This is a genomic window from Ruegeria sp. C12, from assembly GCF_056537745.1.
The window spans coordinates 17,515-29,515 of the sequence record NZ_JBQFSA010000011.1 but is presented as its reverse complement, the minus strand read 5'-3'; the positions used below and the strand labels follow the sequence as shown (position 1 = coordinate 29,515).

Genomic DNA, 12,001 nt, shown 5'->3' with positions numbered 1-12,001 from the left:
GTCTGCTTTTGTGGGTCAGTGATCTCGACCACAAAGGTCATGGTCTGCAAGCGAAGCCAGGACGTAACAGTCTTCTGCCACACCCCGTCCGTCACATCCCTGTGCGATGCGCTTCAATTCATATTCGAGAGCTTTGAGGCGTTTGATCTTTGCGCGTACTTCGGACAACTGACCTTCTGCGATTTCGGTGGCCGCTTCGCACGACCGATCCGGATGGTTCTGTAACTCAATCAAAGAAGAAATTGCTTCGATGGAGAAGCCGAGATCACGCGCGTGCCGTATAAAGCTCAGGCGCTCCAAACCCTCATTTGTGTAGCGCCGCTGGTTGCCTGCCGTCCGTTCCGGTGCGGCCAGTAGACCCATTTCTTCGTAATAGCGGATGGTGGGCACTTTGACCTTCGTCCGCTTCGAAAGCTCGCCAATCGAGAACATGTGAAAACCCTCTTGAACCTCTAGTCACTAGAGACACTACATTGGATCTGACGCGATTCTGAAGAGGTTTTGAGATGGCAGGGTGCTGCGGCAACGAGGTGAAATTCGACGGAATGTCGAACGAATACAAACGTCGGCTTTGGATCGTCATCGCGTTGAATGCGACGATGTTCGTGGTCGAGATGACCGCGGGACACTACGCGAAGTCTCAGGCACTTCAGGCCGACGCGCTCGACTTCCTTGGTGACGCACTGACCTACGGCATTTCCCTCGCTGTGATCGGCGCGTCTATCCGCGCTCGAACGAATGCCGCCTTGGCAAAGGGGATCAGCCTCTTTTTTATGGGTGCGTGGGTGTTTGGGTCTACCGTCTACCGTGTTTTTTACGTGGGCGTTCCAGAGGCCGAAATTATGGGCATCATCGGCGCGTTGGCTCTCGCAACAAACCTTGCGAGCGTATTCTTGCTTGTTAGCTACAAGGATGGAGACGCCAACGTGCGATCAGTCTGGCTATGCTCGCGGAACGACGCCATCGGTAACGTAGCTGTGATGATTGCCGCGTTAGGCGTCTGGGGCACGGCAACAGGTTGGCCTGACCTAATAGTTGCTGCGATCATGGCAAGCCTCTTCTTGTCATCTTCGTACCAGATCATTCGTCAGGCTCTTGAGGAACGGCACGAGGAAGCAGCGCATGAGCATAGAACAGCTCGGACAAGCTAACATTCGCTGCGGAGGGCAAACTACACAGGTATGGGCTCCACGCGGTCATTCGCAATATCGCGATGCATGTCCGCTTTCCGGACATTCGCCGCGACTGAGCGAACGACGACACCGAGCCTAAACCGGACCTGGTTAAATTGCGTCCCAGATTTGATGAAACCAGTGGAAGACCATCATGGTCAGCTATTGAGAGCAACTTTTCTTTGGTGCAGTAGGCGTCACCAATCTACCAAAGCCTCATGTAAATCGTACCGATAGCTCGGTGTCCATCACGCCACCAAAACCAGCTGACCATTCTTCACCCGGAGACACTGGCCATGCGTCTGTCAAAGTACCGGTTGTAACCAGCTCGCCTCCCTGAAGCTGGTCGGCTTCGGAGAGCAGAGACACAAGATGAGCCAAGACTTCAATTGGGCCGCCGAGCGCGTTTTCACCCTTGCCGGACTCGATAGCCTCGGTGCCCTTGAACAATGCTAGTGGCACTTCGGCCAAGCCGGTTAAGACATCATGCGTCGCCTCGATTTTGTCGCCAAGAACAAGGCAGCCGTGCAATCCTTGTGCTGCGATTGAGTCTTCGACCGAGAATTTCCAGTTGGGATAAATCGATTGAACAATTTCAAATCCCGGGGCAACCCAATCCACGCAACCTGCCAACTGCTCATTGTTCATTTCAGCCGTCGGCGCATCGCCGAGGCCAAGTACGATTTCTGGCTCGATTCTCGGTTCTGAATACCTTGCCAAGTTTACCGGCTGATCAGTCGAAAACAGCCCATCTGAGTGAACCTCTCCCCAAATGGGTTGATCTACACCATAAACAGGCCAAATCGCGCGGTTCGTGAAGCCGACTTTTCTACCAACTCTCTTTTTGCCCTGAAGCTTTCGGACGCGTCTTGCAATCGAATAAGCGTCATCCAGCGTTAGCTGTTCTGCCTCTGAAGACAGATTAGATATCTGCTGGGCAGAGGTCAGGGCATCAGCGATTTTCTGAGCGTTTGCTTCAACATCTCTTGTCATATTCGCATTATACGGACCAAGGGCTGGATTACGATGCAATCCAGATTTTGAAGGTCTATAATCGAAAACTCAAAGGTTAGCACTGAAAGTGTCGATACCTTCTGCATCAAATGGGCAAGTCCAAGGCGTTCTGGCGACAAAAAACTCCACCCGTTGCTGCACCCTAAAAATTATGCACCCCAACTGGTACTAACAGTTCAATTGCAACTTAGAGCGACGAGATGGAATTGATCACTGCTTCTCTGCTCTGAACAGCGCCGGTTTGTAGATACTCCATAGCTTTGAGAGCAGCTTCATGGGCTTGGAAAGATGACCCGCCAACGCAATCTTCTACAACGCGGCAGAAGTAGTCTGATTGGTGGCCATCGACGAATGTGTAGTGCACACAAACATCTGTCAGCCCGCCGCACAACAAAAGTGTGTCCACCTTTAAACCGCGCAGCAGGATTTCGAAATCGGTTCCAAAAAACGCAGAATACCGTCGCTTCGAGACGATGTAGTCACCTTTGCGATATCCCATCTCATCTTTTGCAACTTCCGTACGTGGATCACCTTCGAGACAGTGTATGTCTTCGTCACCATCCAGTTCCCTGCCGAAGTCGATCTGATCGGGACGATGGACTTCCTGAACGAAGATGACGGGCACATTGTTGTCATGCGCAGCGTCAACCAAATCGCGCGCAGCGATCATGCGCTCTTTGTAGCCCGGCATGTTATCGATGGAGCGTACTTCGCTGTCATCAATAAACGTGCTCTTTTGAATGTCGATTACGATCAGGGCAGGTCTACCTTCGATCAGTTTCCTGGCTTGTTTGGTTTTAGTTGTCATGTTCGACCTCTAATTTGCCAGGTCGTCCTGAAAAAACGCCCTTGCTTGGCCGGGCCGTCCCAGCGGGCAGATCAATTTTGACTAAATGTGCAACTAAGTATGGTCAAGGCTGTGCTGCGTTGTTTTGGAATGAAAACTGTATACTCGCGCCCAGGGCAACATTGCCCGCAAATTGCCGTTAGGGTTTAAGTGTAGAGATGGTCTGTACCCAGCCCAGAATGGGCAGCTAAATACGGAATATAGCAATTCAGAAAAATTGTGACTTCCAACCAGCGGCTACTCAATTGCAGTGCGAAATGTTGAGGTAAGCCGTTTGTTCAAACCGTAATGAGGTTCGGCTGAAGAACCGTAGTGCAATTCCGCCAAGGCAGCGATGTCATTGAAAATCACTACGGAGCCGCCTTCTTCATTCGCGTAAACTAGTAGTTTTTGGCAAAAGGCATCCAAACCAATTGCCGGAAAGCCCGCCATAGCTACGCCACCGGGTGCTGGTCCGCCGGACAGTAAAAGTACCGCCTCCGGCAGGTCCACCCCCAGTTGGGACGCTTCGGTCGCAAAATCGATTTCCCCAAACCACACAGTATCGTCCTGCCCCATCACAGCTGTCCTGAGACGTTCTACTGCCTCTGGTACGCTGAGCAGAGTTTGCAGTTCGATGACCCCATAGTCGGCAAACAATCCGCTGGTTGGCGCTGGTGTTGCATCCAAGTCGTTTAGAACTTCGAGCATCTTGCTCTCAAATGCATTTAACGCTTGGGTGTCATTCAGACCATGCCGCACTTTGAGAAATTGAGAGTCTGTGTAAGCGATCTGTGGGTTACCATCCTGATCGAAGGAAAGTACGCGAAAAGGAAGGTCCAGACCTGCTCGCACGGTCTCTTCCAGAATTGGCGTGTTTATCTCAGGATCAGAAAAAATGAGTACACGAGACGCTGGCATTTCTACGCCTTCGGCTTTGGCCAGTCGCGCGTGATCTATCGATGCGATTGGAGTATCTCCCGCTTTGGCAACGACAGTCTCAACCGCTAAGAAGTTTTCGTCCACCGCAGTCTGGATGGTTGACGATTGTGCCAGAGCGGATGTCGACACAGATGAAGTCGCAACCATCGAGAGAACGAAGAAAAACCTCAGCATTTTACCACTTCCTGTTTCATCGTACTTTTTTCAGCGAAACCGCCGCCAGAGCTGCAAAAGCTATCTCGGCCGCAAGATAAAATAGAAGTATCCCGTTCGGAACTCCATCGATAAGAATGCTTAGTATGCGTCCAACGGCCAGTCCCGACATAAACAAAAATAGAACCCACAGCGCGGGGCGTTGTAATTCTGGTTTCGAAGCGGCCGCCAACCAGAACAATGCGTTTGCCAGGTAAAGACCCATAATCGCTCGGAACACGTGGGTTTGGTTCGTCCCTTCCACCGGAAATCCCAGCAAAACTGGGATCGAACTGCCGGGCATCAGACCGTATGACAACGCAATTGGCACGAGGCCAACGGCAGCAAGCAGAAGGACCAATCTAGCACTCATGGAGGACTCCTTCTCGTAGAGGTTTCGCTTTTTTGCGAAATTCCTAGTCGGTTTTTTGGGGCATCCGATGATCCGAGCCGGATGCCCAAACAGCACTCAGAAAGGCATATTTTATGCCTCATTAACCTTCTGAGCGATGACACCTTCGGTTGATGTCTATTCTTCAGCTTAACCTTGGTCGGAAACCAGCTTCCCACTCGGAAGAATTCCTCTAAGGTTTCAAGATGTGCCTTTACCAGACTGGCGCTACTGCTGCTTTCGTTTGACCGAAATAATGCAGCCAGAGTGTTTTGGATGTCGTGCCGGTACATCGCGTGCCATTGCGTCCACGTTTCCGAGGTGCCGCAACGCTCCGTTGTTCAGCAACACGCCTCGCCCAGCATCATACCGGCGCTGTCCAAATCCGCTGGCAACGCATTCCCAGTCTTCCTTGGCCGCCGCGTTGCGGAACCTCGGTAGGTCGTGCGGGTCATGTCGTCCAGGTGTTGCTGCGACGTGATCGTGTTTCTTCGCATTACTTTGGTGGGTTAAATGGTGGGTCACTTGTGTTGTGCCAGGTTGTTGGACAGTACCGGTTGTCGGCCTCGGCTTTGGGCGCATGATTGTCACGACGCCTTGTGGTTTCGGATGTCCTGGGACGGCCACGTGAGTTGCCGTCGGTTTTGGTGTCAACTGTGGAACCTGGCCAGGAACCGCCGTTGGAACCTGATTGGGGGTTGCGGTTGGGACAAGCGGTGGTGTCGCCGTAGTACCGCTGGGTTGCGGAACACGGCCGGGCACTGCGACCGGAATCTGGTTTGGTGTTGCAGTCGGGACGAGCGGTGGCACAGCAGTTTGTCCAGTGGGCTGAGGTGGGACCTGACCAGGAACTGCGACTGGTATTTGGTTTGGTGTTGCGGTGGGCACAAGTGGCGGCACCGCTGTTGGGCCGGTGGGTTGAGGCGGAACCTGGCCAGGGGTAGCGACCGGAACTTGATTGGGAGTTGCAGTCGGAACTTGCGGGGGCACCGCGGTGGGACCAGTAGCCAATGGCGGAACCTGATTTGGAACAGCTGTCGGAACCCGGTTTGGTGTCGCGTTTGGTGCCAGAGGCGGAGTTAGGGTCGGCGCTAATACCGGCGTGGGAACCTGACCAGGAACCGCTATCGGTGTCGCAATAGGAACCTGACCGGGAATTGCGTTCGGGACCGCGCCCGGCGCAAGGACTGGAACAGTAACGGACGTGGGCGTTTGCTGCGTTCCCTTAGGCGGCAATTGATTTGCCACCGGCTGAGTTGGACCAGTAACTTGATTACCTGCCCCTTGCCCGCCAGCCTGCCCGCACCCTTGGCTCGACTGGTGTGGGTTCCCTACGCCTCGGCACCACCCGTAGTGATTTCCGCGGGCAAAGACCTGAGTAGCGGCCAGTTCTGCAATTAGACAAGTTGCGGTAAGTACAGCAATTCGGTTCAGTTTCATAACATCCTCACCAACTTGTTGTCAGAGCAAGATACGCGCCAGGATCGCCAGAGTCGGTCAAAGGGCCGTCTCTCAAAGGGACACCGACATATCCGGACAGGAATAGATTTTGCTTAAACTCAATGTCCAAACCCAGACCTGTCGACGCCAGTGTAGCATTATCAACTTCGAAACTCGCAGGGTCATTGTTCGAGATGTAACCCACGTCGAAAAAGGCAAAGGGCGTTAAGCGATGTATGCTCTGGGAACTGGGGAAGTAGGAATGAGACACTTCGAAAATCGCGGAAATCCCGGAATCACCATCCACTTCGTCAAAACGATATCCGCGCAAAGCGTAGCGATCACCAAGGAAGTACTCTTCGACAGAGGGCAGCCGGTCTGTTGTGTACTGCCCCCAGATCTCGGTGCGCCAAGCTGTGTTGGGCGACAAGCCCGTTAGTGGGCTTTCGTATCCGATGCCGCCTCGTAGATGCCAGAACGAAGAGTCCCCGTCGTCAAAATTCGCATCTGTCGTTTCATTGTCATTATCGCCAAAAGATAAGGTTAGCCCCGCTTCCAGAGCTTGTCCCTTTGGATAGTTTTGCCCGTAAATATAAGTAAGGCCAACGACACTTGCGTCACTGGATAATGGAACGCCGCCACTGACTGAGTCCGCTTTTGAAAGGCGATAATCCAGCAGAAAGTATCCATATCGGGCTACATCTCGGATTACGGGGTAACCCATCGCGACGGTGAAGTTCTCGCCGTCAATATCTGTTCTCGCAAAATTTCCTGAGAGGTCACGTTTTGCGTTTATGTTCCCGTAGAAGATCTCACCGTACAGACCATTACTGTTCAGCGGGGTGCGATAGGTAAGAGCGCCCCATAAAGAGTGTTCATCGTCTTTGTCCCAATTGTAATTGCCTGAACCCTCAAATCGCAGCAGATCCCCAACGGTCAGTGTCGAATAAAACTCTTGTACGACATAGAAACTGAGCGCTTCCCCAAGCTCACGCGGAGGGTTGTCTAGTGTCGCACTACCGGCTTGTTTGCGCAGAGGTTCTCCCAATACTCTCAGCCGAGCACCAGCCTGATCCGGGTAATCAAGTTCGGTCGACACGTCCAAATCGGGTATGTCCTCGGCTAGCATAACCGCCCGCTCAAATCGTTTGAGAGTTATTGGATATGCGGTGGTGAGGGGCTGAAAAATCTTCTCTAGTGTTTGGAACGTGCGAGTATCTACGCCTTCAATTTCGATGGTTTGAATGCGCCCTTCATCAACAATTATGCTCTGCCCATCGGGACCGGGCCAGGCCTCAGCCAAGAAGTAACCGTCTTCTCGGTAGATCTGAGTAATCGTTGATGCGACCTCCACCGCTGTGATGCGCCCAGACCGATTGAAGGCCAATTGACCGGCAAAAGTTAACAGCTCATCCGCATCATACACCGTTACGCCGCTGACCGAGTGCTGGGACGCGATGTCCCAGGTTTGGGCAATGCTGCTTCTTGGAACTGATGCAGTGGCCACAAGAGTGCAAATGATCGCAAAAACAACTGAGCTGAATATGCGCATTTTTGACAACCTTAAAGTGACTGAGCATGTTGAAGTCCAATGTTATTATGTGGTTCGCATGTGTGAACCTGACGCTACTCGAATGTATTGATGGGTGATGTTTTTAAGAAACACAGTGAACAGAACGCGGATTTACTTAATATGCCGCACATACGACGGCGCTCAATTACACAACCCGGCTTTTCAACAAGTTAGAGTAGAGAACTAGTAGAACAGTCCTCACAATTCCGGTTGCTCAAAAACATAAAGCCGCGATTTCTTGGCATCGTCTGTCAGGATATAGAGAAGCCCTCTGGTCTCATCGAGGGCGATCCCTTCGGGATGTTTAACTTCTTTTTGTTTTCCATCTTCTGTGAACGTCAAACTGATAGACTTTACGGACTTGGACTCTGGATTGTAGACGAAGATCTGACGGCTTTTGTCACTCACAATCCAAAGAGAACGCGAGGACCGGGACCATGCCAGGCCACTCAAATCCAGTTCATCATCATCTATACGCTCGGAGATAAAACCTGCATCGCGGGCTAAAGGAATGATCTCAATAATTTCGTCTAGCTCTGGCGATAACACCATTAACAACCTTGGTTGTCCCTCAATGCCAACGAAGACCCGCCCGGATTCCGGGTCAACGGCGATGCCTTCGGGTCCCTTGTTCAATGGGTTGCCGACGAGTAATGCAGCGGCGGTCGGGTAACCTTTAAGAGATGCGAGAGGTATTGTCGTCAGTTGAATGGGGTCAGTTGGGTGAACGACTAGGATTGATCGGTCAGTTTCTTGAAGCACCAAAACAGACCCATCCTTTCGAGGTGCAACACCCTCCAAATCTGATCCTGCCAATGCTGGCAACTTGAAAGAGTTTCCTAATACCCCGTCGACTCCGAGTAGGTGCAGTTTAGGTTCGGCATCACTTACAGACCACAAGAAGCCTTCAGCGTTAGACATTGCCAAACCGGAAGGCTCTGAAAATCCCTCTGATTTGTCTGCCACCTTGAATTTATCGACCAGAACCAAACCAGCACTTTCGGCGTAGGCAAAATCGGTCCAAGGCAAGAAGGCTGCCGCAACCAAGCTGGCCGTAAAAGCGAATCGTCTAAGTTTGCAGAAACACCGTGAAATTTCAGCTTTTGACGAAAACACTCTGTTTTCTGTCATTGGATTCTCTCGCGCTTGGACCACATCCCTGTATCAGCGTTCGTATCACAGTCCGGATACGATGTCCGAAGAATGCACTGTAATCTCTTTACCTGATCCCGCCTGTTGCGATTGAATTGAATAGGGCACGATGTGCTTTTGTTAAGCGTAAGCCTTTGGCTTGAGCAGGAAGGAAGACAAGTTGAATACGACCCTCACACTTGTGACCGTGTTGTTGATGCTGCTGTTGCCAGGTGCTGCGGTGTCACAAGTCGACCCTGCGACGATGCTGGCCGGGGCTTCGGGGTCAGAAATCGTTATCGAACGCCGGTGGACGCAGTTTCGTGGCAAACAGGAACTGTATTTCTTTACTCTCGATGTGATCGTCACGATCATTCTGGCTGGCTTGATCGTCTATCATCCGGTGAGACGTAAAGCCCGTAGAAGCGTCCGCGACATAGTTATGCCAAGGCTTTTCTTCCTGTATGCGCTTATCGGCATGGCGGTTGGTTTTCTGGTGGTTCAGCATGGGTCAATGATCGGTTTTGTCATATTTGGAATCGGAGCGTTGCTCAGGTTCCGCTCCAATCTCGATGATCCGGTGGACACTGTCGAAATGATAATCGTGACTGTTCTTGGTCTTGCGGTCGGTTTGGGCTTGCCGCTGATGGCCACACTGGTGGCGGTTGTATGTTGGTGTTTCATTTGGCTCGGTGGACGAAACAAGGGTGTGGAAATTTCGCTCAAAGCTTCAGACGAAGAACACTCATTGAACGTCAGCGGGGCCATTGAAGCTATGGCCGCAGACGCTGGCTGGAAGCTGGTCAGAAAACACCACGTCCCCGGAAAGTCTCGCGTCTCATTGCTTTTCATCACCTCGGGAGGGCTTTCAGAAGCCCGGATAGAAGAGATGATAAACGATCTGGTCCCTGATAAAGTTGAGCTGAAACTCAACCTCTAGTCATTTAACAAGGTCCAAACGTTTCAACACCGCGTTCGGGGATCTGATCTCTTTCGGAAGCGACTTGAAGTTTACCGACCTTTCGAAATCGGGTCCTCGATATACTGCTATCCCAAACTCTCCGTTCGGCTGGAACGTAACATGAGTGAAGCTGTGAGGTGATCTGGCGCTATCGCCAATAAGCCGCCGCGGACCACCTCCCAAACAAGCTTGAGAGACATAAGCCACACCGTCTTTCCAACCGGGATAGAAGGCATGATGGTGGCCTGACAGATGCAGAACGACACCGCTTTCCAAATAGATTTTTTCAAGTGTCGGATCACCGATGATTTCGCGCTCGCGCTGGATCGCGAAGGGCCAAAGTGGGAGGTGACTGAAAGTGACAATCGGGTCCCCGTCTGCACCCAGTTCCTGTAGCCGGTCCTGCTGATCACCGGATAGCGGGCCCAGGGTCGTTGCATCCAGAGACGCAAACGTAATGCCCTGCATCTCAAATGCGTAGAAGAACGGGTAGTCATCCGAAACCAGGAAGTCGACGCTTGGTTTTCTCGGAGTCCATTCCTCTGCGTATATTTTTCTTTCACGCTCGAACCCTCGGTAGGCGGAGGCATCATGGTTTCCTGGTGTGACCGCAAATGGAATGCCGGCAGCCTCTAAAGGATCTGATACGGCCTCGTGAAACGCCTTCCACATCTCTCTGACCTGTTTGTCTGACAAGTTGGGAATGCGCTGTCCCGCGACCATATCGCCCGTCGAAATCACCAGATCTGGATCAATCTCGACTATCCGCTTAATCGCCTTGTCGACGCGGGCATCGTATTTCACCGAACCATAGCTGCCGTTCAGATCCGATATGACGATAACATCCAATGCCGCCGCTTTGCAGGCGATCAGAGTGGTCCAAATGAACGCCGCGAAAAGCGTAGAAAGCCTACGGGTCATTACAATCCACTGTCTCTACCTCGGTGTTGTTTCTCAAAAAGAATGCGACAGGATCCAAGTCGAACATCAAATCGCCATTTGAGCAATTGTCCTGGAGAATGGACGTTGCCAGCTCGGTGTTTTTTACAACTTGTGCAATCTGCCTGTCTGACAACCCAAGGCTTTGCGATAGCCAGCCGTAGACGGGACCTTGAGATTGAAGATCACTATTCAAAGCGACCAAGCGCCGATACACGCTTGGAGAGAAGTGCCGCATTTTCTCCAGCATTTGAGTGGATTTCGCGAAGTTGGCATACTCGACACGCCCGCCAGCATCGTTGTCGTTTAGATTGCTGCGACGGATCAATAACGCGTCGGCGGGAACGTCTCCATCGTTTGGCTCATGGTGCTTGGCTTTCTTATGCTTCAGCTTTCCGTCTTCGACCCAATACCAATAGGGTGTGAAGTCTATGTTTCCTACGCGGTCCTGCTGGCTAAAGATGAAATCGAGGAGTACAATCTCGGTAAGTTCTTGCATCCAAAATGCCATCTGTTGGTCGCTGACATCGGGACCGAGATCCTTGTTGATCATCCGGTCTCTTCGACCTTCTCCGACGCCCACTACAATGGCCTCTGGCAAGGGTTTTGAAGAACGCAAAGCCAAGAAAGCAGGAGTTTCCTGAAAATCGCGGTTCTGACCTTTTCCCCAACCAGATTTACGGGTGCCGTTGATTTCCGAGCCGTATCGATGCCCAGGGCTATCAAGCAGCACACCGAATATTTGCGTTCGATCTGCGGTGAACAGATCGTCGGTTGGCTGGTATGAGTTCGGGTCAGCATCCGCAGCTGCGAAGACCCGCCAGCCTTCGTGGTTCATGCGCCCGCCATGAGAGCCACCAGAAATCGCAAGGCCAGGCTCGGCGACCTCGGAAAAATGCGCCTGGGCGTCCATGCTACGCCAAACGGCGACTGGAACTTTTACAGTCGCGTCGAAATATCTGGAGAAATGATAGTAAAGCAGTGAAGACGTGGAAAAGGTTCCACTGGTGCCTTTTTGGTTCATGGTGGACTTGAATTTAGCCACCCTGTCCTTAGCCAGATCTTTTGCCGCCTTCCCCTCTTTGCAAGCGTTTCTCTCGAATTCAGAACGGTTCCCCACGTAAGGTCCTTCCGAAATATCGTAGACTGCCATTCCTGGGCTGGTGCTCCAGGTTTTTGGGCAAATAGCAATTTCGGAGGCATAGAAATCGATCTCGCAATAGGCCGTTTCTTCCTCAAGATCGCTTTTCTTATACTCGCCCGATGGAACTTTTTCGATCCGAATACAGCGTTCAGTAACGCCGTTGGGACTATCAAATGTCGTGGCTTCACCGAGAACATCGTCGTTCGCCCACAAGACAGTGGGTGCAATTAAAGCAAGTGACCCCAGAAGATTGAACTTCATTTGGATAGTCCTCCC

The 12,001-nt window shown here is 51.9% G+C and carries 11 protein-coding genes; 2 read left to right on the top strand and 9 right to left on the bottom strand.

Features of this window, described 5'->3' with window-relative positions:
• Nucleotides 1-15: 15 nt before the first annotated feature.
• On the bottom strand, nucleotides 16-432 hold the full coding sequence (locus tag ACR0C9_RS19515) for a MerR family transcriptional regulator (protein WP_170520077.1): 417 nt from the start codon (nucleotides 430-432) through the stop codon (nucleotides 16-18).
• A 74-nt stretch (nucleotides 433-506) separates the two neighbouring features.
• Here ACR0C9_RS19515 and ACR0C9_RS19510 point away from each other — a divergent pair, with 74 nt between their 5' ends.
• On the top strand, nucleotides 507-1,151 hold the full coding sequence (locus ACR0C9_RS19510) for a cation efflux transmembrane domain-containing protein (protein ID WP_170734126.1): 645 nt from the start codon (nucleotides 507-509) through the stop codon (nucleotides 1,149-1,151).
• Between the two features lie 237 nt (nucleotides 1,152-1,388).
• Here the strand turns inward: ACR0C9_RS19510 and ACR0C9_RS19505 are convergent, their stop codons facing one another.
• The 6 genes from ACR0C9_RS19505 to ACR0C9_RS19480 all read right to left on the bottom strand — a co-directional run bounded on the left by ACR0C9_RS19505 (nucleotide 1,389) and on the right by ACR0C9_RS19480 (nucleotide 8,681).
• Nucleotides 1,389-2,165, bottom strand: a complete 777-nt coding sequence (locus ACR0C9_RS19505; protein ID WP_480781835.1) for a 2-keto-4-pentenoate hydratase — start codon at nucleotides 2,163-2,165, stop codon at nucleotides 1,389-1,391.
• Nucleotides 2,166-2,373: 208 nt separating this feature from the next.
• Nucleotides 2,374-2,994 (bottom strand): cysteine hydrolase family protein, encoded by a 621-nt coding sequence (locus ACR0C9_RS19500; RefSeq protein ID WP_171106045.1) that lies wholly within the window; start codon nucleotides 2,992-2,994, stop codon nucleotides 2,374-2,376.
• A gap of 276 nt (nucleotides 2,995-3,270) precedes the next feature.
• Entirely contained in the window at nucleotides 3,271-4,128 is an 858-nt protein-coding gene (locus tag ACR0C9_RS19495; RefSeq protein ID WP_480781834.1) for a DUF302 domain-containing protein, read from the bottom strand.
• A gap of 16 nt (nucleotides 4,129-4,144) precedes the next feature.
• Nucleotides 4,145-4,519: a DUF4345 domain-containing protein gene (locus ACR0C9_RS19490; protein ID WP_109311468.1), complete on the bottom strand. Its 375-nt coding sequence runs from the start codon at nucleotides 4,517-4,519 to the stop codon at nucleotides 4,145-4,147.
• 1,465 nt (nucleotides 4,520-5,984) lie between these two features.
• Nucleotides 5,985-7,529, bottom strand: coding sequence for a ShlB/FhaC/HecB family hemolysin secretion/activation protein (locus ACR0C9_RS19485; protein ID WP_480781833.1), 1,545 nt, complete (start codon nucleotides 7,527-7,529; stop codon nucleotides 5,985-5,987).
• A gap of 219 nt (nucleotides 7,530-7,748) precedes the next feature.
• A complete protein-coding gene (locus ACR0C9_RS19480) occupies nucleotides 7,749-8,681 on the bottom strand; it encodes an SdiA-regulated domain-containing protein (RefSeq protein ID WP_170470501.1) in 933 nt (310 codons plus the stop codon).
• Between the two features lie 181 nt (nucleotides 8,682-8,862).
• On the opposite strand from ACR0C9_RS19480, the gene ACR0C9_RS19475 reads away from it, so the two are divergent.
• On the top strand, nucleotides 8,863-9,621 hold the full coding sequence (locus ACR0C9_RS19475; protein WP_170520100.1) for a DUF4956 domain-containing protein: 759 nt from the start codon (nucleotides 8,863-8,865) through the stop codon (nucleotides 9,619-9,621).
• Here ACR0C9_RS19475 and ACR0C9_RS19470 read toward each other — a convergent pair whose 3' ends face one another.
• Together ACR0C9_RS19470 and ACR0C9_RS19465 are read right to left on the bottom strand one after the other, a co-directional pair.
• A complete protein-coding gene (locus ACR0C9_RS19470; RefSeq protein WP_170520103.1) occupies nucleotides 9,622-10,563 on the bottom strand; it encodes a metallophosphoesterase family protein in 942 nt (313 codons plus the stop codon).
• On the bottom strand, nucleotides 10,553-11,986 hold the full coding sequence (locus tag ACR0C9_RS19465; RefSeq protein ID WP_480536390.1) for a hypothetical protein: 1,434 nt from the start codon (nucleotides 11,984-11,986) through the stop codon (nucleotides 10,553-10,555). The genes ACR0C9_RS19470 and ACR0C9_RS19465 overlap by 11 nt, the downstream gene beginning before the upstream one ends.
• Between the last annotated feature and the right edge of the window lie 15 nt (nucleotides 11,987-12,001).

What these genes read in the sequence shown, in the direction of transcription:
- ACR0C9_RS19515 (WP_170520077.1), bottom strand. Translation starts at nt 432, where the DNA reads ATGTTCTCGATTGGCGAGCTTTCGAAGCGGACGAAGGTCAAAGTGCCC.
- ACR0C9_RS19510 (WP_170734126.1), top strand. Translation starts at nt 507, where the DNA reads ATGGCAGGGTGCTGCGGCAACGAGGTGAAATTCGACGGAATGTCGAAC.
- ACR0C9_RS19505 (WP_480781835.1), bottom strand. Translation starts at nt 2,165, where the DNA reads ATGACAAGAGATGTTGAAGCAAACGCTCAGAAAATCGCTGATGCCCTG.
- ACR0C9_RS19500 (WP_171106045.1), bottom strand. Translation starts at nt 2,994, where the DNA reads ATGACAACTAAAACCAAACAAGCCAGGAAACTGATCGAAGGTAGACCT.
- ACR0C9_RS19495 (WP_480781834.1), bottom strand. Translation starts at nt 4,128, where the DNA reads ATGCTGAGGTTTTTCTTCGTTCTCTCGATGGTTGCGACTTCATCTGTG.
- ACR0C9_RS19490 (WP_109311468.1), bottom strand. Translation starts at nt 4,519, where the DNA reads ATGAGTGCTAGATTGGTCCTTCTGCTTGCTGCCGTTGGCCTCGTGCCA.
- ACR0C9_RS19485 (WP_480781833.1), bottom strand. Translation starts at nt 7,529, where the DNA reads ATGCGCATATTCAGCTCAGTTGTTTTTGCGATCATTTGCACTCTTGTG.
- ACR0C9_RS19480 (WP_170470501.1), bottom strand. Translation starts at nt 8,681, where the DNA reads ATGACAGAAAACAGAGTGTTTTCGTCAAAAGCTGAAATTTCACGGTGT.
- ACR0C9_RS19470 (WP_170520103.1), bottom strand. Translation starts at nt 10,563, where the DNA reads ATGACCCGTAGGCTTTCTACGCTTTTCGCGGCGTTCATTTGGACCACT.
- ACR0C9_RS19465 (WP_480536390.1), bottom strand. Translation starts at nt 11,986, where the DNA reads ATGAAGTTCAATCTTCTGGGGTCACTTGCTTTAATTGCACCCACTGTC.